The 18,612-nt window shown below is 63.9% G+C and carries 16 protein-coding genes; 6 read left to right on the top strand and 10 right to left on the bottom strand.

Annotated features, from left to right (window positions below; translation table 11 throughout):
- Positions 1-26: 26 nt before the first annotated feature.
- Both LPW39_RS04695 and LPW39_RS04690 read right to left on the bottom strand, forming a co-directional pair.
- Positions 27-2,390: a TonB-dependent hemoglobin/transferrin/lactoferrin family receptor gene (locus LPW39_RS04695; RefSeq protein WP_230771730.1), complete on the bottom strand. Its 2,364-nt coding sequence runs from the start codon at positions 2,388-2,390 to the stop codon at positions 27-29.
- A 220-nt stretch (positions 2,391-2,610) separates the two neighbouring features.
- Positions 2,611-3,528: a LysR family transcriptional regulator gene (locus tag LPW39_RS04690; protein ID WP_230771728.1), complete on the bottom strand. Its 918-nt coding sequence runs from the start codon at positions 3,526-3,528 to the stop codon at positions 2,611-2,613.
- Positions 3,529-3,726: 198 nt separating this feature from the next.
- On the opposite strand from LPW39_RS04690, the gene LPW39_RS04685 reads away from it, so the two are divergent.
- Together LPW39_RS04685 and LPW39_RS04680 are read left to right on the top strand one after the other, a co-directional pair.
- Positions 3,727-4,125 carry a hypothetical protein gene (locus tag LPW39_RS04685; RefSeq protein WP_230771726.1) on the top strand — a complete coding sequence of 133 codons (399 nt, stop codon included), beginning with the start codon at positions 3,727-3,729 and terminating at the stop codon, positions 4,123-4,125.
- Positions 4,126-4,265: 140 nt separating this feature from the next.
- On the top strand, positions 4,266-5,300 hold the full coding sequence (locus tag LPW39_RS04680; protein ID WP_230772884.1) for a linear amide C-N hydrolase: 1,035 nt from the start codon (positions 4,266-4,268) through the stop codon (positions 5,298-5,300).
- Positions 5,301-5,317: 17 nt separating this feature from the next.
- Here the strand turns inward: LPW39_RS04680 and LPW39_RS04675 are convergent, their stop codons facing one another.
- Positions 5,318-5,854: an ATP-binding cassette domain-containing protein gene (locus LPW39_RS04675; protein WP_230771724.1), complete on the bottom strand. Its 537-nt coding sequence runs from the start codon at positions 5,852-5,854 to the stop codon at positions 5,318-5,320.
- A gap of 119 nt (positions 5,855-5,973) precedes the next feature.
- A complete protein-coding gene (locus tag LPW39_RS04670) occupies positions 5,974-6,339 on the bottom strand; it encodes a VOC family protein (protein WP_230771722.1) in 366 nt (121 codons plus the stop codon).
- A gap of 69 nt (positions 6,340-6,408) precedes the next feature.
- Here LPW39_RS04670 and LPW39_RS04665 point away from each other — a divergent pair, with 69 nt between their 5' ends.
- On the top strand, positions 6,409-6,936 hold the full coding sequence (locus LPW39_RS04665; protein ID WP_230771720.1) for a hypothetical protein: 528 nt from the start codon (positions 6,409-6,411) through the stop codon (positions 6,934-6,936).
- Positions 6,937-7,680: 744 nt separating this feature from the next.
- Here the strand turns inward: LPW39_RS04665 and LPW39_RS04660 are convergent.
- Entirely contained in the window at positions 7,681-8,604 is a 924-nt protein-coding gene (locus tag LPW39_RS04660) for a LysR family transcriptional regulator (RefSeq protein WP_230771718.1), read from the bottom strand.
- A gap of 103 nt (positions 8,605-8,707) precedes the next feature.
- Here LPW39_RS04660 and LPW39_RS04655 point away from each other — a divergent pair, with 103 nt between their 5' ends.
- Positions 8,708-9,442 (top strand): SDR family oxidoreductase, encoded by a 735-nt coding sequence (locus LPW39_RS04655; RefSeq protein ID WP_230771716.1) that lies wholly within the window; start codon positions 8,708-8,710, stop codon positions 9,440-9,442.
- Positions 9,443-9,498: 56 nt separating this feature from the next.
- Here the strand turns inward: LPW39_RS04655 and LPW39_RS04650 are convergent, their stop codons facing one another.
- The 5 genes from LPW39_RS04650 to imuA all read right to left on the bottom strand — a co-directional run bounded on the left by LPW39_RS04650 (position 9,499) and on the right by imuA (position 16,710).
- Positions 9,499-10,722 (bottom strand): hypothetical protein, encoded by a 1,224-nt coding sequence (locus LPW39_RS04650; protein ID WP_230771714.1) that lies wholly within the window; start codon positions 10,720-10,722, stop codon positions 9,499-9,501.
- Positions 10,723-10,826: 104 nt separating this feature from the next.
- The gene (locus LPW39_RS04645) at positions 10,827-11,246 is read right to left on the bottom strand and encodes a hypothetical protein (protein ID WP_230771712.1); all 420 of its coding nucleotides are present in this window, start codon (positions 11,244-11,246) and stop codon (positions 10,827-10,829) included.
- Between the two features lie 92 nt (positions 11,247-11,338).
- Positions 11,339-14,467: an error-prone DNA polymerase gene (locus tag LPW39_RS04640; RefSeq protein WP_230771710.1), complete on the bottom strand. Its 3,129-nt coding sequence runs from the start codon at positions 14,465-14,467 to the stop codon at positions 11,339-11,341.
- Positions 14,468-14,491: 24 nt separating this feature from the next.
- The gene (locus LPW39_RS04635; protein WP_230771708.1) at positions 14,492-15,481 is read right to left on the bottom strand and encodes a DNA polymerase Y subunit UmuC family protein; all 990 of its coding nucleotides are present in this window, start codon (positions 15,479-15,481) and stop codon (positions 14,492-14,494) included.
- A gap of 419 nt (positions 15,482-15,900) precedes the next feature.
- Positions 15,901-16,710, bottom strand: coding sequence for a translesion DNA synthesis-associated protein ImuA (imuA, locus tag LPW39_RS04630; protein ID WP_230771706.1), 810 nt, complete (start codon positions 16,708-16,710; stop codon positions 15,901-15,903).
- A gap of 170 nt (positions 16,711-16,880) precedes the next feature.
- On the opposite strand from imuA, the gene LPW39_RS04625 reads away from it, so the two are divergent.
- Positions 16,881-17,924 (top strand): MlaD family protein, encoded by a 1,044-nt coding sequence (locus LPW39_RS04625; protein ID WP_230771704.1) that lies wholly within the window; start codon positions 16,881-16,883, stop codon positions 17,922-17,924.
- Positions 17,921-18,601 carry a hypothetical protein gene (locus LPW39_RS04620; RefSeq protein WP_230771703.1) on the top strand — a complete coding sequence of 227 codons (681 nt, stop codon included), beginning with the start codon at positions 17,921-17,923 and terminating at the stop codon, positions 18,599-18,601. The genes LPW39_RS04625 and LPW39_RS04620 overlap by 4 nt, the downstream gene beginning before the upstream one ends.
- The last annotated feature ends 11 nt before the right edge of the window (positions 18,602-18,612 follow it).

Below are 18,612 nucleotides of genomic sequence, written 5' to 3'. Positions count from 1 at the left end.
GGGTCCTTTCGTGGTGAGAGAAAAACTTAGAAATTGACGTCCAACGAAACGGCGTAGGTGCGGCCTGGGTTGGTCAGCAGCTGGATGTCGCGCTGGTCCTTGGCGACGGAGGGCTGCAGGCTGCGGCTGCTGGCGTAATCCCAGTAGCGCTTGTCCGTCAGGTTGTAGATGCCGATGTTGAGGCGGGCGTTCTTGTTGATCTGCCAGTAGCCCGACAGGTCGAACAGCGCATAGCCGGGCACGCGGAACTGCTCGATGCTGGAGTCGGCAATGTCGGTGCCGGCGTTGGTGTAGCTCTCGCGGTTGGTGGCCTGGGCCTGCTTGCCGGCCACAAAGGTGCCGGTCATGTTCACGCCCCAGGCGCGCATCGGTGCGTCATAGCCCACGCCGATGACGGCCTTGCGCGGCTGGATGGTATCCAGCGGCACATCCTTGTCACCCGCATAGTTGGACTTGGAGGTGCCATGCGACAGGCCCAGCGCCCAGGTCGAGTACAGGCCCTTCACGGCGGGTGCCCACTGGCCGTGGTCCAGGCGGGCGCTCATTTCCAAACCGTAAATCGTGGCCTCGTCGCGGTTCTCGGCCTGGTAGATGGTGCCGATGTGTGCGGGTACGTTGCCGAACTTGCCAGGCGCGCTGGCGCGGGTGTAGCGGGTATAGCCGATGAAATCCTTGTAGCGCGTGTAGAAGGTCGAGGCATTGAACAGCACGCCGTCGGCGGGCGATCCCTTGACGCCGATCTCAAAGGCGTTGCTGGTCTCTTGCTTGAGGTTGCTGTTGCCGATCAGCGCGTACTGGGCAGAGCCGGCGTAGTTCTGGTCCATGTTCCAGGAGCCGAACACTTCGCCAGCGGTCGGAGCACGGCCACTGCGCTTGTACTGGCCGTAGGCGATGAATTGGGGCGTCAGCGCATAGGTCAGGCCCAGGCTCGGGCTCCAGATGGTGCTGCTGAGGTTGCTGTACAGCTTGGAGGCGGCGTCTTCGGTCAAAGCGCCTTCGGCAAAATCGCCCAGGTGCTTGGGTTCCACCTTGACCCGGTCAACGCGCAGCGCGGGGATCACGCCCAGGCGCTTGCCGCCCACGTCAAAACCAATGTCATCCTGGATGAAGGCGCCCAGGCGCAGGGTGTCGGTGTCGGGCTGTGGCTTCATGTAGCCGGCCACGTCCCAGGGGCGTTCCTGGCTTTGCGTCTGTGCGTTGAAGCCAAAGCTCAGGCGGTGGCGATCAATGCGCTTGTCGCCGGTGGTCGAGAGGCCCCAGGCCTTGGTCTTGTTCTGCGACAGGTTGCGCGCGACGGCGCCGCTCGCCAAGGTGGTGGTGTCGGTCACGTCCTTGGTATCGGTGTTCTGGAAGAACAGGCGCGTGTCCAGCTGGTCCACAAAGGCGTCGGTAGGCGTCCACAGGTGCGACAGCTGCAGCGTGTTGCGGCTGGTGTTACTGTCCTGCATATTGTTTTGCGTGATGGCGCTGTTGTCGGTGCTCCAGCCATAGAACTGGCTCTGGTTGCTGCGGCGGTACAGGTCGGCAGACAGCTCCAGGCGGTTCTCGGCATCGATCTGCAGGCCGCCCTTCATCAGCAGCGCGTTGGAATGCCAGTCTTCCGGCGATGCCTTGATGCCCAGGGCGCTGTTGTTCTGGGTTTCCTTGCCATCGCGGCGCGAGAAGGCGATCAGGCCATCGAGGCTGCCGGATTTGCCCGCTGCGGTGATGCTTTCGTTCCAGGAGTGGTCGGCGGAATCAAAGCCGAGCTTGCCACCAAAGTAGCTGGTGTTGCCATTGCGCAGAAAGTCGCTGGCCGACTTGGTCTTGAAGCTGACGGCGCCGCCAATGCCACCGGCTGCACGCCGGGCCGTGGTGGTACCCGACTGGATACCGACCGAGGAGAACATCTCGGGGTCGATAAAGTCGCGGCCAATGCCAAAGGTGTTGTTGCCGGCGCGGCTCACATAGGGGCGGGTGCTGGCGTCGGGCATTTCAATGCCGTCCACATCCATGCCGATGCGGTTGCCTTCGATACCGCGAATGTTGTAGCCCGTGGTGCCCGAGCGGTCAAAGCTGCTGCGGTTGCGGCTGGTGCCCGATGCGGTGCCGGGGGCCGACACCAGGGGCTGGTAGCGCGAGATGTCCGCCATGCTGTTGGCTTTTTCCAGCTCCTCGCCGGAGATCACGGTGATCGTGCCGGGGGCCTTTTCTGCCTTGGCCTGCACCGTCACTTGCGGCATCGTCGATTCCGCCTGTGCCAGTTGCACCGCCTGATCCGGCGCAGCCTGCTGCGCCAGGGCGCCGGCAGATACCAGCGCAGCCACGGCTGCGGCCAGATAACGGGGTTGGAAAGGGGATGTGGCGCGCGCAGAGATACGCTGCGCCTGGGAAAAGGTGCGAGTAGCCATAGGGTCCAGCCAGTTAAAGCAAGAAGGGAAGGAAAGACTGCTGGCTACTGACCTGTGCTGCATGCGGATGATGCAGGCTGAGGGGTCGGCTGCTGAACCCTCAGAACGAGGTTTGCAGCAGGCCCTTATGGCATGGTTTTGTTATTGCTGGCGCCTGAAAAAAGCCATTCTATATGAAAATGATTATCATTTGCGTCGAATTTCTTGCATTTGCTCACTTCTACAACACTGCGGGCATGGCGGGCAGCTCCGTGTGGCGCAAGGCATCGACTACCACGCGCATCGCAGGCGACATGCCACGCCGGTGCGGGTAGTACAGGTGGTAGCCGCTGAAGGGCTGGCACCAGTCATCCAGCACCCGTACCAGCTCACCCTGCGCAAGATGGGGCGCGGCCATGTCTTCGGGCACATAGGTCAGGCCAAAACCCGCCAGCGCAGCGCGCAGCATGGCGCGGCTGCCGTTGAACACCCATTGCCCTTGCACGCGCACCTGCACGGCAGCGCCGTCTTTCTCCAGCTCCCAGGCCATCAGCCCGCCATGGGTGGGCAGGCGCATGGTGATGCACTGGTGGGCGGCCAGGTCCTGCGGTGTCTGGGGGGCGGGCATGCGCGCCAGGTAATCGGGCGTCGCCACAATCGCCATGCGCCAGTCGGGCCCGATGCGCACCGCAATCATGTTCTTGGCGACCTGGTCGCCCAGGCGTATGCCCATGTCAAAGCGCTGCGCGACGATGTCGCCCAGGCCATAGTCGACATTGATCTCGATGGAGATATCCGGGTAGCGCTGCATCACCGGCGCGAGCTTGGGCCAGAGCACGGTGTTGGCCGCATGCTCGGCCGTGGTGATGCGGACATTGCCGCGCGGCGTGTCCCGAAAATCGCTGAGCGCAGCAACGCCCGATTCAATCTCGTCAAAGCCCGGGCCAATGCGGGCCAGCAGATAGGTACCCGCCTCGGTGGGTGAGACGCTGCGCGTGGTGCGGCTGAGCAGGCGCACGCCCATGCGGGCCTCCAGGCCCCGGATGGTGTGGCTCAGCGCCGACTGAGACACGCCCAGTTGCGCGGCCGCCTTGGTAAAGCTGCCTTCCCGCGCGACAGCGACAAAGGCCAACAAGTCATTGATGTTTTCGCGGGGCATGGCGGGGTCCTGCTAGGTGCGTGGTGGCGTTGCGCAAGGGCATCGTCAGTTTCATATGGTGGGTGGATCAGACTATATGGAATATGATCATGTTGCTGATAACGCGAGCCCGGGTGAAGCACGCTGTGCCTGTCTGCATGGCAGGCCTGCAGCTTTGCTGCTGTTCGCACCAAAAATGCAATGAGAGGATATGTCACCATGAAAAAGCCTGCTGCTCGTCATCTGCCCGCCCTGGTGCTGGCCACCGTTCTGGGTGGCCTGGCCTTTGCCTCTTCTGCCGCGCCCCTGTCGTTTCTCAACCAGACCATCACGGCCAGCGTGCCCGCCAAGGATGTGCCTGCGCTGCGCAAGGCTGTGGGCGATGTGCTGAACAACGCCGCCGACAAGAGCACCACACAATGGACCAGCAGCCACGGCCCGCGCTCGCGCCAGGTGCAGATGGCGCTGACCCCGCTGCAAACCAGCCAGACCCAGAAGGCCAATACCTGCCGCCTGCTGAATGTGGAAGCCAGCCGCCCCACCGGCAAGCTCAAGGAGGAATGGCAGTTCTGGTTCTGCAAGCAGCCCAACGGAACCTGGAAGGCCAGCGCGCAGTAAACCAGCAGCAGGGTCGCTCCTGCCCGATGCGGTAGGCGCGGCCTGCTGGCTTGTCCTAAAAAGCCAAACCAACCGACGAGAGGAAGAGACCCATGACGAACAAGATGAATCGGCCGACTGCGCGCAAGCTGGCTGCGGCCATGTTGGCGGGCGTGCTGGGCCTCAGCAGCATCAGCAGCGCCATCGCCTGCACCCGGGTGGTCTACCTGGGTGCGAATGACCAGGTCATCACCGCGCGCTCGATGGACTGGAAAAACGACATCACCAGCAACCTCTGGGTCTTGCCACGCGGCATGGAACGCACGGGCCAGGCAGGGCCCAACTCGCTGCGCTGGACCTCGCGCTACGGCAGCCTGGTGACCTCGGGCTACGACGTCTCGACCACCGATGGCGTCAACGAAGCAGGGCTGAGCGCCAACCTGCTGTGGCTGGCCGAGTCGCAGTACCCCCCGTTTGATGACAAGAGCAAGCCCGGCCTGACGATTGCTGCCTGGGCGCAGTATGTGCTCGACAACTTTGCGACCGTGGCCGAGGCCGTCAAGGCGCTGGAGCAGCAGCCTTTCACCATCGTCTCGGACAACGTACCCGGCGAAGACCGGCTCACCACCTTGCACCTGTCGATGTCCGACGCCAGTGGCGACAGCGCCATCGTCGAGTACATCGGCGGCCGCCAGGTCATCCACCACAGCCGCAGCTACCAGGTGATGACCAACTCGCCCACCTTTGACGAACAGCTGGCGCTGAACAGCTACTGGAAGCAGATTGGCGGCACCGTCATGCTGCCGGGCACCAACCGCGCTGCCGACCGCTTTGCGCGTGCCTCCTTCTACGTCAATGCCGTGCCGCAGGACCAGGAGCCCAACAAGGCGCTGGCCAGCGTGTTCAGCGTGATCCGCAATGTCTCCGTGCCCTATGGCATCACGACCCCCGACCAGCCCAATATCTCATCGACGCGCTGGCGCACGGTCTTCGACCACAAGCGCAAGCTCTACTTCTTTGAATCGGCCCTGACACCCAATACCTTCTGGGTGGACCTGAAGGCACTGAATTTCAGCCACGACACCGGCAAGGTGCTGAAGCTGGATCTGGGACCTAACCAGAACCATGCGTTTGCCGGCGATGCAACGGGGGCTTTCCAGCCTTCGGCGCCTTTCAAGTTCCTGGGGTTGCAGTAAGGCGGTGCGGTGCTGCGTCAGCGCTGTGGCGATGCCGCGATGGCCTGGAGCATCTCCGCTGCTTCCGAAGGTTTACGGATCTCCAGCCACTGCAGATGCGCAAACTGCGCATCATTGCGCAGCGCTGCAAACTTGCGCTGGTTGTTGGCATAGGTGGTCCAGGCCCACAGCAGGATCGAATCCTTGGAGAACAAGGCCATCGCCAGCGACTCCCGGTTGCCGTGCGACAGGCGCTGGCGCGTGATGCTGTGCCGGAGCGTGCGCCAGAGCAGGCGCGAGAAAACCGTGAAGCGGCTGTAGTTGAGCCACGCGACATGGCTGGCTTGCGGCCAGAGGATGTCGCGCACATCGCTGTAGTTGCCATCGGCCACCCAGCGCTCGCCTTGCGTGGCCAGCGCCACCCGTTGCCGGAATTGCTCCGTCGGCACGGCCTGCCAGTCCGGCCCCCAGTACAGCGCGTCCAGCTCGATATAGCGGGACGCCGTCAGGCCTGCCAGCGCCTGGGCGAGGGTTGATTTGCCTGCACCACTTGTGCCTACCACCAGATAGCGCATCTCCATCCTTTGCCGGGTTGTGGCCCGCTGTGCTGCTCGCGGACAAAGAGGGGGGATTCTAGCCAAACCCTTGGCCTGGAATAGCGCAGCTTGCCGGTCACGATGCCGGTCGCTTGTACTCAAATGGTCCGGTACTGGCGGCTCGACACGCTGATGGAGTTGCCATCCGGGTCCTTGGTGTTGGCGAAGGCATAGCCATGGGCCTGGTGCACCGTGCCAAATGCCAGCCCCCTGGCGGCGGCCTGGGCCACAAACTGCTCAACGTCTGCCACGCTAAAGCTGAGCTTGAGCACTGCAGAGCCAAACTTCAGGCTCTTGGCAGCCTGGTGGATCAGGATCTCCGCGCCGCCGTGCAGGGGCTGGAGGCTGATCAGGCCATCGACCACCTTGCAGTCAGACGCATAGCCGAAATGCTCGACATAAAAGCGCGCCGTGCGTTGCATGTCTTTGGCGTAGATGAGCACGGTGGTGAGCGCGATGGTCATGGCGAGCGATTATCGCAGCGGCATCGCTGGGGCGCTTGCGCCCTGCATGGCCCGCGTATCGGCCTGGCCTTGCACGCAGATGCGCCCACCGCCGGCTGGTTTCGGCCCGAGGATGCGGCCTCTCCCGCCCGCGCTGCCGACTATTTGCGCTTGGTCTCCTCGCTCTGGGACAGTTGGCCCATGGATGCGCTCATTGGCGATACTGAAGGCGGCTGCTATGTGGATGCCGATCGCATCGTGCGCATCGCGGACCCCGTCTACACCCATATCGGCGGCCCGCTCACGCTGCCCACCGATATCCCGGGCAAGCCCCCGCTGCTGCTGCTCTCGCCCCACGGCACCGCCGCTTCCCCGGAGCCATTGTTGGACCTTCAGCTCAACGAAACCGAGCCGGGGTCCGGCCATTTCACGCGCAGCCCTGTGAGCCTGCGAACCGGTGCGCCATCGCTGGACGCCATCCTCGCCTGGTCCAGCGAAGCCAATGCCCTGGCGCAAGGCGCGTCGATACGCGAAGCGCTGCAGTTGCCCGCAGGACGTAGCACTGCTGCGGTGCAGATGCCGGTCTTCAAGGATGCAGCGGTGGCGTTGCGGGTGTGAGGGGGCGGCAGGGTGAGGTTTCCGATGGGTCTTTTGTTCTGATGGCAGAAACATCAGTCGGGGCACAAGTGAGTCATGTCTTGGATAGCTCAAGCGCCAGCAACGCTGCTGCTTGTGTCAACCCATTCGGTGGTTAATACGCATTGCCCGTATACCAAAACATCAACGATGTTATCCAGGCTCACAAAGCGAAAATGGCGCACGGTGCCCCGGTCTAATCCCACTAACTGGGTTGCGCTGAATGCGTCTAGCCACAGCGAGTCCTTTACCTCCAGGAGGGGATAAGCGGCATTGCCCCAATCCCCTCCCAGTTGAGGAATTTCCGTTATGGGATAGGTCTCCCATGGGTGCGCATATTTGGTATGAGACATGCATGCTATGACGCTGTCAAAGCGGATGACCAAGTCCCGAGACGCGGCGCCGACGATATTTGAAAAACAAAGCCGTATCGAATGCGCACCTGGCTCAGTACAGAGAACGATAAATGCGCATGGAGCATCTACACTGTCGACCGATGAAAACCGGGAATAAGTCTCTTGCATAGGAAATTATTTCTCAATATTTATCGTGGCTAGGATTTGCGGATCGAAAGGTGCAGGAACAGATCTCTTCCCATCCCAAGCATCACATGGGCACGCCATGCGTCTGGACGGTCATGCACCAGGCCCAGATCAAACGCCTGTGGTGTGGTGACTTCATCGGTGTATTACGCGTTTCCACAAGTTGCTGATTCGTCTTCCCCGCTCAAATTGCCGTAGACCCGGGCAAAGACCCAGGCACTGGCACCCAGCCTTTCACATGCTCCACCAAGGCCCGCAGCTTGCGCGGCTGGTTTCTGCGGTTGGGGTAGTAGAGGTAAAAGCCAGGAAAGTAGGGCAGGTAGCGGTCCAGCACCGAGACCAGCTCTCCGCGTTTCAGGTAGGGCGCAAAGGTCTCTTCCATTCCGATGGTGATGCCGCCATCGGCCAGCGCGGTGCGCACCATCAGCAGCATGTCATTGGTGGTGACACGGGGGGCGACCGCGAGGCTGAAGTCGCGCCCGTTTTCCTGGAATTCCCAGCGGTAGGGGGCGAGCTCCAGCTCGGCGCGCCAGCCGATGCAGCGGTGGCCCAACAGGTCATTCGGGTGCTGGGGCGTTCCCTGTGCGGACAGGTAGGCAGGGGTGGCGACAACCACCTGCCGTTGCGGCCCTGTCAGCGGGATGGCGATCATGTCCTGCTCGATGACTTCACCGAGGCGCAGGCCGGCATCGAAGCCGCCGGCAATGATGTCGGATTCGTCATCGGTGACGGTGACATCCAAGGTGATATGCGGGTGGGCGGCGGCAAAGGCGCTGATCAAGGGGCCGGACAGAAAGCGCTCGGCGATGGAGGTGACCGCCACGCGCAGCAGCCCGCGCGCGGGGCCTTCTTCGGATACTTCTTCAAGCGCCACCTGCACGGCAGCCAAGGGGCCGCTGATTTGCTGGTGCAGCGTTTGGCCGGCTTCGGTCAGGCGCACATGGCGGGTGGTGCGGTGGACCAGGGCGATGCCCAATTGGTCCTCCAGCTTGCGCATGGCCTGGCTGACGGCAGAGCGTGTCACGCCCAACTGGTCGGCGGCAGCACGGAAGTTTTGTGCTTTGGCCACCGCCAAAAAGCAGTGGAGCAGGTGGAGTTCGTCTTTCATTGGTTAGAAAGTCTAACCAAATTGTGCAGCATTGGTGCACTTCTCTGATCAAGCCAAGCTGCCTACAGTTTGAACTTTCCAACGCCATTGCAGAAAGTTCTCGATGAAAAACTTGCTCGACAAAGTCATTTTGATCACCGGTGCCAGCAGCGGTATCGGTGAGGCCACTGCCAAGCTGCTGGCCGCGCACGGCGCCACCGTCGTTCTCGGCGCCCGCCGGGTCGACAAACTGGGCCAGATCGTGGCCGATATCCAGAACGCGGGCGGTGTGGCCGAAGCGCTGGCGCTGGATGTCACCCAGCGTGCGCAGCTGCAGGCCTTTGCGGACCATGCGCTGAGTCGCTATGGGCGCATCGACGCCATCATCAACAACGCCGGCGTGATGCCCTTGTCACCGCTTGCCGCATTGCGGGTGGAGGAGTGGGACTGGATGATCGATGTAAACATTCGCGGTGTGCTGCACGGCATTGCGGCGGTGTTGCCCACCATGCGCCAGCAGGGCTTTGGGCATGTCGTGAACATCGCCTCCATCGGCGCGCATGCGGTGTCGCCAACCGCTGCCGTCTACTGCGCCACCAAGTACGCGGTCTGGGCCATCTCGGAAGGGCTGCGGCAGGAAAGCAGCGACATCCGCGTGACCACGATCAGCCCCGGTGTGACGGAATCGGAGTTGGCGGAAACCATCACGGATGCCGCTGGCCGCGAAGAGATGAAGGAGTTTCGCAAGGTGGCGATCAGCGCATCGGTGATCGCACGGGCCATCCATTTTGCGATCTCGCAGCCGGCGGATGTGGATACCAGCGAGATCATCATGCGGCCCACGGCTAGCCTGCATTGATGAAAATCTGATGATGGGCGGGCTTGGCAGTGCTTGCTTGAGGGGAGCAGGGCTTTTCAGGCCTTGACTTCTGCAATGCTGGTAGCGCGCTCTCGCAATTGCGCCATGCAATTCGCGTCTGGAAACTCTTGAACCTCGTACCGGGGCAGCACGTAGGGCAGCCGCTTGACGCCAGAGCCAGCGCAGTCTAGAAAGTCTCCCATCGATACGAAGAGCGTATCCGCATCTTCCCCTTCGAGCAGGCATACCAGGTCTGCTTTGGGCAACCATGTGTAGACACCTTTGGCCAGAACCGCGTAGCTGATCAACTGGCTGTCTTCCTTTCTTTCTACCAGGCTGTGTGTCGCCACAAACACATCGCGTCCAGCTTTCTCAAGCATGGAGTCCAGTCCCTGCTTCTGTTGCGCATAGTCGCCCACGAGAAGCTCACGTTGGAGCCTGCGCAACTTCTGGCCCACCTCCCCTGGCGGGCACCAAGGCCTCCAGCTCCCATCAACCAGTTCCAGCATCTCGGCAGACAAGGGTCTGGAGTTTTCCAGCAAGATCGCGCGCGCCTGGTCAATCAGGATACTCAATGCCTCCGTATTTTCTGCACTGCCGACGAGTAAACAAGTCCGGTTGGGCACCATCACCACAGGACGGCCCCCCACCGGTAATTGCCAGATGAGTTCCTGGATCAGCATTCGCGCAGCGTCGTGGTGATCTCCGTAGTTGGAGGCAAAAAATCCAGGACCGAGCTGATAGAAAGACGGTGCTGCCTTGTGGCGCAGGTTGTCGATCGCTACCTGAAGCAGTTCGTCAAAAGTCTTACCCCAACGCGTCAAGGCATCCGAGCCCACCTGAACGATAGTCAGTTCCGTATCGATTGCCACGCCGATGCCCAGCTCGTCGGTCAGAGGGCGAAACTCCATGGCTTCTGACATCGGCTTAACGTCGCCCCCTTCAATGCGCAGCAAATCGATGCCTGAGAGATTTCTCAGCACTGGCAAGAGATGGGCTTTGGCGTCTTCAAAGCGCATGTCCTGAACACTGGGCGCGATGACACCTTGGACGAGGATATCTATTTGCGCCTTGCGCAATTTCGGCTCGGCGCGGCGGTAATCGATATAAACGTTGTGCAGGAAGATGCGTCCGCCTCCGCCGTACTGAATCAGGAATTTCTCTCTATCCAACGTAAAAGTGTCTGAGGGCCGAGCGCGCTTCAGTTCCTTCAAGACGATGTTGCCGAACTTCTCTTCATCGACCGGGCGATGAAGGAATTTGCTGAGAAAGGAAAACATAGGAGCTTGCGAATCTTGTAGTGGCAGCCGTCTGCCTTGTGCGACTGAATCAATGGCGATAACCATGTGCAGCAGCGATGTGCTCGTGCATGCTACAGGCTCTTTTACGAAGCAAGAATGTCTTTGCGGTTGTTTGCATTTTCGGGCGTGAAGCATTGCAGTGAGCTATCTTGTGCGTCGATGAACAAGCTTCCGCAAGACCGACACTGCCACATCGTTCGTGTGGCTGCCTCGATGATGTTCCGGGCGCGCATAGAGGCATCGTCCTTGCTCAATTCGCCATTGGAAAGCGGGTTGATGACTTGCTCATCCATTGCATCCAACACGCCAAACCGACACTGGTCAGGCGTTAAATGTGCTTTGTGGGCTAAGCAGTCTGTGCTGTCCACAATAAGAGCACCACAGCGGCATTGAATTTTCAAAATGGTGCCCGTTGGTTGGTTGCGATTGAAGCTGCTGTAAGGCATCTGGCAGAGCACCATAGGAGGCGTTCTAGCTGAAGACTTGCGGGATTTCGGCAGCATACCCCTTGTGTTCTGCCATGGGTTCTCATTTCCGTCACCGCATTCAGGTCTGGATGTCCGAGCAGGGTTTCATGCGACCGAGCCACACCCCCTCACCGAAAATCCCTGCTCCGAATCCGCAGGCTGTCAAACCAATCCGACACATCCCGCAGCTGGTGCGCGATCAGGTTGCCCACTTCGCCGCTGCGCTGCCAGCGGCCTTGCACGGCCAGGAACTGGGCGTGCAGCAGGGCATCGCGCTGGGCGCTGCGCAGGTGGGGCCAGCAGATGACTTGCAGGTTGCCGGTTTCGTCCTCCAGGGTGATAAAGACGACGCCCTTGGCAGTGGGTGGTTGCTGGCGCAGGGTGACGATGCCGCAGGCGCGCACCCAGCTGCCGTCGCGGGCTTCGCGCAGCTCTGCCTGGGTTTGGAAGCGGTGGCGCTGCAGGCGTTCGCGCAGCAAGGCCATGGGGTGGCGGCGCAGGCTCAGGCCCAGCGCGGCATAGTCCCAGTGGATGTCTTCCTGCTCGCTGGCGGCGGGCAGTTGCAGCTCGTCCTCGTCGATGGGGGCTGTGCGCAGCAGGCGGCTGTGGTGCAGCGGCGCGGAGGCATGCCAGAGCTGGTTGCGGCGGTGGCCTTCGAGGCTGGCCAGGGCATCGGCGGCGGCCAGGTACTTCATCGCCGGGGCGTCCAGCTGGGCGCGGCGGGCCAGGTCCTGGGCACTGTCAAAGGGGGCGGCGCTGCGGGCCTGCAGCAGGCGCTCGACTTGCGCCTGCTGCAGCTGCTTGACCAGGCGCAGGCCCAGGCGCACGGCGGGGTGGGGGCCGCTGGACGGCTCGGTGCTGCAGTCCATGTCGCTGTGCATCACATCGACGGGCAGCACCTGCACGCCATGGCGCTTGGCATCCTGGATCAGTTGGCTGTTGCTGTAAAAGCCCAGCGGCTGGCTGTTGATCATGGCCACCAGAAACTCGGCCGGGTAGTGGCATTTGATCCAGGCGCTGAAGTACACCAGGATCGCAAAACTGGCGGCATGGCTCTCAGGAAAACCGTATTCCGAAAAGCCCTGGATCTGCTGAAAGATCGATTCGGCAAAGGCCTGCGAATAGCCATTGCCGGTCATGCCGTTGATGATCTTGTCGTAGTACTTTTGCAGGTTGCCGGTGCGGCGCCAGGCGGCCATCGAGCGGCGCAGCTGGTCGGCCTCGCCGGCGCTGAAGCCGGCCGCATCGATGGCGATCTGCATCACCTGCTCCTGGAAGATGGGCACGCCCAGGGTGCGCTCCAGTGCCGGGCGCAGCAGCTCGCTTTCGTACTGGATTGCTTCCAGCCCCTGGCGGCGGCGCAGATAGGGGTGGACCATGCCGCCCTGGATGGGGCCAGGCCGCACCAGCGCGACTTCGATCACCAGGTCGTAGAACTTTCGCGGCCGCAGGCGCGGCAGCATGCTCATCTGGGCGCGGCTCTCGATCTGGAAGACGCCGATGGTGTCGGCCGCGCAGATCATGTCGTAGGTGGGTTTGTCGTCGTGCGGGATATCGCCCAGCGCAAAGCTGCGGCCCTGGCGTGCGCCCACCAGGCGCAGCATTTTTTGCAGCGCGGTGAGCATGCCCAGTGCCAGCACATCGACCTTGAGCAGGCCGACGGCATCGAGGTCGTCCTTGTCCCACTGGATGACGGTGCGGTTCTCCATGCTGGCGCGCTCGATCGGCACGATGCGCGAGAGCGGTCCGCGTGTGAGCACAAAGCCGCCCACATGCTGGGACAGGTGGCGCGGAAAATCGCGCAGGGTCTCGACCAACTCCTGCAGCTGGCGCACGGCCAGGTCGCCCGCCTGCAGGCCGCACTGCGCCAGCGCTTCGGCCCGCAGCAGCTCGTCGTCCCAGCGCGAATGGTCGCGTGCCAGCAGATCGATGCTGGGCAGTGCAAAGCCCAGCGCCTTGGCCACATCGCGGATCGCGGATTTGCGCCGGTAGCGGATGACCACGGCGGTGAGGCCGGCGCGGTGCAGGCCGTATTTCTTGTACAGGTACTGGATGACCTCTTCGCGCCGGGCATGCTCAAAGTCCACATCGATATCAGGCGGCTCGTTGCGCTCCTTGCTGATGAAGCGCTCGAACAGCAGCCGGGTATTGTCCGGATCAACCTCGGTGATCTGCAGGCAAAAGCAGACCGCCGAGTTGGCGGCCGAGCCCCGGCCCTGGCAGAGGATGTCCTTGCTGCGGGCAAAGCGCACGATGTCGTAGACGGTCAGAAAGTAGTGCTCGTACTGCAGCTCGGAGATGAGGGCCAGTTCTTTCTCCAGGGTGGCCTGCACCTTCGGTGGCGTGCCTTGCGGCCAGCGGCGGGCTGCCCCTTCGTAGCTGAGCTGGCGCAGGTAGGCCGCTGGTGTGAGCTGGGGCGGCACCACCTCATCGGGATACTGGTAGCGCAGCTCGGACAACGAGAACTGGCAACGCGCTGCGATGCCCAAGCTAGCCTCCAGCAGGTCGGGCGGGTACATCTGCGCCAGCCGCAGCCGGCTGCGCAGGTGCTGCTCGGCATTGGGCTGCAGCGCGTAGCCGCAGTCGGTCAGCGGTGTGCGCAGGCGGATGGCGGTCAGCACATCCTGCATGGGCTTGCGCGAGCGCACATGCATGTGCACATTGCCGGCGGCTACCAGCGGCGCGCCGCTGCTGCTGCCCGCTGCGCGCATCTGCGCCAGCCACGCCTCGTCGCCCAGGCTGCGGTCCAGCTGCACGGCCAGCCAGCAGCGGCCGGCAAAGTGCTGCTGTAGCCAGGCGGCCTGGGCCTGGATCTGCGCCGGGCTGGCCTGGCGGCTGGGGGCGAGCAGCAGCAGGCAGTCTTGCAGCGCGCGCGGGTGGATGGCCGATTGCGCCAGCGCATAGCTGCCCTTGGGCGATTTGCGCCGCAGCTGGGTGATGAGGGCGCAGAGGTTGCCATAGCCATGCAGGTTGCAGGCCAGTGCCACCAGGGTGAAGGGGGGGGCGGCCGCATCGCTGGGCTGCACCTCGAACTGCGCGCCGACGATCAGCGGCAGCCCGCAGTCACGCGCTGCGACATGGGCGCGCACGATGCCGGCGAGCGAGCATTCATCGGTCAGGGCCAGCGCGCGGTAGCCCTGGGCGTGGGCGCGCTCGACCAGCTCATGCGGGTGGCTGGCGCCGCGCAGAAAGCTGAAATTGCTCAGGCACCACAGCTCGGCGTAGTGGGGGATGGAGAGTTTGGGACGCGTGGCCATGGCTCTAGATAGGTGCGGCGCTGCTCAGGCAAAGCGGCCATGCAGAAACCAGGCGCCGCTGTTGGCGGACAAGCGGGTGTGGAAGATCCACAGCAAGCCGGCATGCGGGCTGTGGGCGACCCAGTAATCGCGCAGCGCGGTGTGGGCGGTTTGGGTGATGGGGGCGGGCTTGGGCGGGTTTTTTCGGTGATCGCCGTGGTCGCTGCCGGGGGCAGCCTCGTCGGTGTGGGTGTCTCCATCCGCATCGCTCACCGGCAAAAAGCCGGGGCTGCGGTGCCACCAGCCGCCTTCGATGCGCTGCGGGCCCAGCAGCAATTGCAAAGGGCCGTGGTAGAGCGGTCGGCTCTGGCTGTCTTGCAGCAGTTGCAGTGGCGTGGGCAGCAGGAAGCTGGGTTGCGGAAGGGGTGGCAACGCCGAGGGCGGGGCGGCCTTGGCCTTGCCGGCCGGCTGCGCGGGCAGCCACTGCACCTGCCATTCGGGGCGGTGGTCGGGCCGCAGCAGCGGGCGCTGCACCTGGTCGGCACCCAGGCGGGCGGTGATGCGCTCCAGCACCTGTTCCAGGCTTTCGCCATCGGCGGTTTTGTCGGGCAGCAGGCTGGCACTGCGCTCTTGCAGCGCTTCGGGCGCATCGGCATGCAGACTCAGCTCGCCGACAGGGGCTTGCAGCTCCACATGTGCCAGGTGCTCCTGCAGCAGGCGGCACAGGTGCTGCAGATCGCGCGTGGTGCTGGCGGTGTGGATGGTCAGCTCGCCGCCATCGCCCACATGGCGGGAGCGCATCGCATCGTGGCACCAGCACAGCCGAAAGCTGCGCACGCCGGCGCGCTGCGCCGCCAGCCAGCCGCACAGCTGCAGCAGCAGGTGGCGCGCACCCTGCATCAGCGCATCGGCCTGGTCGATGCGCATGGGCAGCTCCAGACGGGCATCGAAACGGGCAGGCAGGCTGATCCAGGAGTAGCGGTCGGGCAGCAGGCCATGGGCCTGGTCGAGGGCGGTCAGGATGCCGGTATCCATGCGCCGGGCCAGCGCCCCCCCGGGGCAGTGCATGGACGGCGCCCAGGCTCTGGCAGCCCAGCTGGCTCAGCAGCTCGGCATGCCGGGCCACCGCATCAATGGCATGCAGCGGCAAAGGGGACAGTACCTGCGGCAGCGGCTGGCCCATGCCGTGGCGGATACCGCAGCGCGCCAGCGCAATGGCGGCCAGGCTGGTGGGGGCCCAGCTGATGGCCTGCACGCCCAGCTGCCGGCTTTCGCGCAGCAGGCGCCGGGCCAGCTGCTGGCGCCCGCCAAACAGGCGCTCGCTGGCCGAGAGCTCCAGCACCAGCGCATCGCCAAAGGCACTGTCAGAGGGCACGCAAGCCAGGCGCGGCGTGAACTGCTGCGCCCACAGCGCCAGGCCTTGCATGTTGGCGCTAGGCGCGGCGGGCGTGGCCTCAGTGCTGCAGGCTGGATGGCTGGGCGCGCTGGCGGCGGGGCAGGGGAGTTGGGGCAGCAGGGCGGCCCAGATCGGTGTCATGGTCTGGCAAGAGGATGGCTCGGGTCGAGGTGGTGGACGGTTGGGGCTGCGGCAGGCTAGCGGGCCACAGGCGGGTGGGCAGCACGGCTTGCAGGCTGGGCGGCACGGCGGGCAGCTCTAGCGTGCCTTCGTGCACGGGGCCCCGGCGTTTGAGCAGCTCCAGCTGCAGCGACCAGGGCTGGCTGCTGCGCACCAAAAGCCGCAGTGGCGCGGCCGAGGCCTGGTGCCGGCTGCTCTCGGGTCGGAACACAAAGACCAGGCCTTCAAACTGCTGGGCGCTGATTTGCAGGCGGCGTATCTGCTCGGGCTGCACCTGGGGCAGCCAGGCCAGCAGCGCGGCGGCGGCATTGGCCTTGAGCAGCTGCTCCAGCGCCCAGAGTTGGTCTTGCGGGCGGCCGCCATGGATCCAGACCAGCTGCCCTGGCGCCAGGCCACTCTGCGCCAGCCCGCTGGCATGGGGCGGCAGCGGCGGTCCCAGTGCGATGACGGGTTTGTGCGCTGGGCACTGCTGCAGGGCCATGCCGGTCAGGCGCCATTCCAAAGTGCCGGCCTGGGGCTGCAGCACCTCCGTCAGGCACTGGCTGGGCCAGCCCTTGCCGGGCAGCTCAGCATCGAGCGCATCCCAGCCGGTGGGGATGCCTGCCATCGGCGCGCGCACCAGGTGGTCGCCGCGCCAGAGCTGGGCGGCCACCGTGGGCGGCAGGGACAGGGCATCGAGTTTAGGCATGGCAAATAACTGTATATATGTACAGTATAAGAGCTAGCGCAGCTGCAATGTGTAACAAGCGCCGGGCACATGCGGAGCGACTGGGCCGGAAAGTGAGTGTCTGCCTTTCAAAACAACCCATTGCAGCTTTCTTTTGAAGCTGACAGCCAGCCCGGGTAAGATCGCGGTACATGCAAATACCAGAACCCCACGACTCTGCCGACCGCCCTGCGCCGCCGTCTTCTGCCGCCTCTGCGCGGCGTACGGCCGTGGTCGATGGGGTGGCGGTGGACGGCCTCACGCCGGTGCCGCACCTGGAGCGCAAGGCGGGGGCATTGCTGCTGTTTACCTTGCTGCTGATCCTGGGCTCGGCCTTTTATCTGATGTATGCGCGCGGCGTGTTTGAGCCCAAGCAGTCGCTGATCCTGACGGCCGATGACTCCGAGGGCGTCTCCATCGGTCTGGACATGACCTTCTCTGGCTTTGCGATCGGCAAGGTCAGCAAGATCGAGCTGGCGCCTGATGGCACGGTGCGTATCCATGTCGATGTGCCCGAGAAGGATGCGCACTGGCTGCGCAGCAGCAGCGTGTTCACCCTGGTCAAGGGCCTGGTGGGCGGCACGACGATCAAGGCCTATTCAGGCATTCTGGACGACCCGCAGCTGGAAGATGGCGCCGTGCGCGCCGTGCTGTCGGGCGATGCGACAGCCGAGCTGCCGCAGTTGATGAGCAATGCCCGCCAACTGCTGGAGAACCTGAACATGATGACCTCGGCCGGCTCGGCCTTGGGTGGCACCCTGGAGCAGCTGCGTGACCTGAGCACCAAGCTCAACGGCCCCAGCGGCGCGCTGGGCGTGGTGATGGGTGGGGATGCCGAGGCACGCAAGATATCGCAGACCCTGGACCGCACCAACCAGCTGCTGGCGCGCCTGGATGGCCTGGCCAAGAATGCCGACAAGCAGGTGTTTGGGGCCGATGGCGTGATGCCCGAAGTGCGCGCCACGGTGCAGCAGCTCAATGCCGTGCTGGGCGATGTGCGCGGCAGCTTGAAGAAGGTGGATGCGGTGCTGGTGGAGGCCCAGGCCGTGGGCGCCAATGCCAAGGACGCCACCAACCAGCTGGGTGATTTGCGCGCCGATGTCGAGGCCAATCTGCGCAAGGTGGAAGGCATGCTGACCGAGCTGAACCGCAAATGGCCGTTTGCCAAAAAAGATGCCGAGGTGCGACTGCCATGAGCACAGGTACTGCCATCACCACCCGCCTGGCCGCTGCACTGCTGGCTGCCGCTGTGCTGGGCGGCTGCGCCAGCGGCAAAAAGGCGCCCGACTGGGCGATCAACGAACAAGGCGCTGCCGAGCGCGCGACCGATGCCTACCTGTCAGGCAACAGCCGGGTAGCCGATGCCGAATGGCGGCGTGCACGTGACGAGGTAAGCCGCACCGCACGGCCCGATCTGCTGGCCCGTTTGGAGCTGGCGCGCTGCGCTGCGCAGGTGGCTGCCTTGGATGCCGCCCCTTGCACGGGCTTTGAGGCGGTGGCCCAGGATGCCGCCGATGCCGAACAGGCCTATGCGCGCTATCTGCAGGGCCAGTTGGCTGAAGGCGATGTGGCCTTGCTGCCCAAGGCCCAGCAGGCGGTGGCGCCCTTGGCACCGGAGCAGGCAGCCGCTGCGCTGGCCGCCATTGAAGACCCGCTCTCGCGCCTGGTCGCTGCCGGCGTGCTGGCGGTGCGCGGGCCGGTGCCGATGGCCGTCGTCACCCAGGCGGTCGATACCGCCTCTGCCCAAGGCTGGCGCCGCGCCGTGATGGCCTGGCTGATCAACCAGCAGCGCCTGGCGCGCGAGCTGGGCGATACGGCGCTGGCCGACCAAGTGCAGCGCCGGCTGGACCTGCTGCAGGCGACGCAGAAATAAGCCCGCAGCCG

It is taken from the genome of Comamonas koreensis, assembly GCF_021026195.1.
In the GTDB taxonomy this organism is placed as follows: domain Bacteria; phylum Pseudomonadota; class Gammaproteobacteria; order Burkholderiales; family Burkholderiaceae_C; genus Comamonas; species Comamonas koreensis.
The sequence above is the reverse complement of the archived record's forward strand: the minus strand, read 5'-3'. Positions and strand labels throughout refer to the sequence as shown.

Bases quoted from the DNA above. Each gene is read 5' to 3' on its own strand.
- LPW39_RS04640 (WP_230771710.1), bottom strand. From the start codon at position 14,467: ATGGCCACGCGTCCCAAACTCTCCATCCCCCACTACGCCGAGCTGTGG.
- LPW39_RS04660 (WP_230771718.1), bottom strand. From the start codon at position 8,604: ATGAAAGACGAACTCCACCTGCTCCACTGCTTTTTGGCGGTGGCCAAA.
- LPW39_RS04685 (WP_230771726.1), top strand. From the start codon at position 3,727: ATGAAAAAGCCTGCTGCTCGTCATCTGCCCGCCCTGGTGCTGGCCACC.
- LPW39_RS04675 (WP_230771724.1), bottom strand. From the start codon at position 5,854: ATGCGCTATCTGGTGGTAGGCACAAGTGGTGCAGGCAAATCAACCCTC.
- imuA (WP_230771706.1), bottom strand. From the start codon at position 16,710: ATGCCTAAACTCGATGCCCTGTCCCTGCCGCCCACGGTGGCCGCCCAG.
- LPW39_RS04695 (WP_230771730.1), bottom strand. From the start codon at position 2,390: ATGGCTACTCGCACCTTTTCCCAGGCGCAGCGTATCTCTGCGCGCGCC.
- LPW39_RS04690 (WP_230771728.1), bottom strand. From the start codon at position 3,528: ATGCCCCGCGAAAACATCAATGACTTGTTGGCCTTTGTCGCTGTCGCG.
- LPW39_RS04645 (WP_230771712.1), bottom strand. From the start codon at position 11,246: ATGCTGCCGAAATCCCGCAAGTCTTCAGCTAGAACGCCTCCTATGGTG.
- LPW39_RS04670 (WP_230771722.1), bottom strand. From the start codon at position 6,339: ATGACCATCGCGCTCACCACCGTGCTCATCTACGCCAAAGACATGCAA.
- LPW39_RS04680 (WP_230772884.1), top strand. From the start codon at position 4,266: ATGTTGGCGGGCGTGCTGGGCCTCAGCAGCATCAGCAGCGCCATCGCC.
- LPW39_RS04635 (WP_230771708.1), bottom strand. From the start codon at position 15,481: ATGGATACCGGCATCCTGACCGCCCTCGACCAGGCCCATGGCCTGCTG.
- LPW39_RS04650 (WP_230771714.1), bottom strand. From the start codon at position 10,722: ATGTTTTCCTTTCTCAGCAAATTCCTTCATCGCCCGGTCGATGAAGAG.
- LPW39_RS04655 (WP_230771716.1), top strand. From the start codon at position 8,708: ATGAAAAACTTGCTCGACAAAGTCATTTTGATCACCGGTGCCAGCAGC.
- LPW39_RS04620 (WP_230771703.1), top strand. From the start codon at position 17,921: ATGAGCACAGGTACTGCCATCACCACCCGCCTGGCCGCTGCACTGCTG.
- LPW39_RS04625 (WP_230771704.1), top strand. From the start codon at position 16,881: ATGCAAATACCAGAACCCCACGACTCTGCCGACCGCCCTGCGCCGCCG.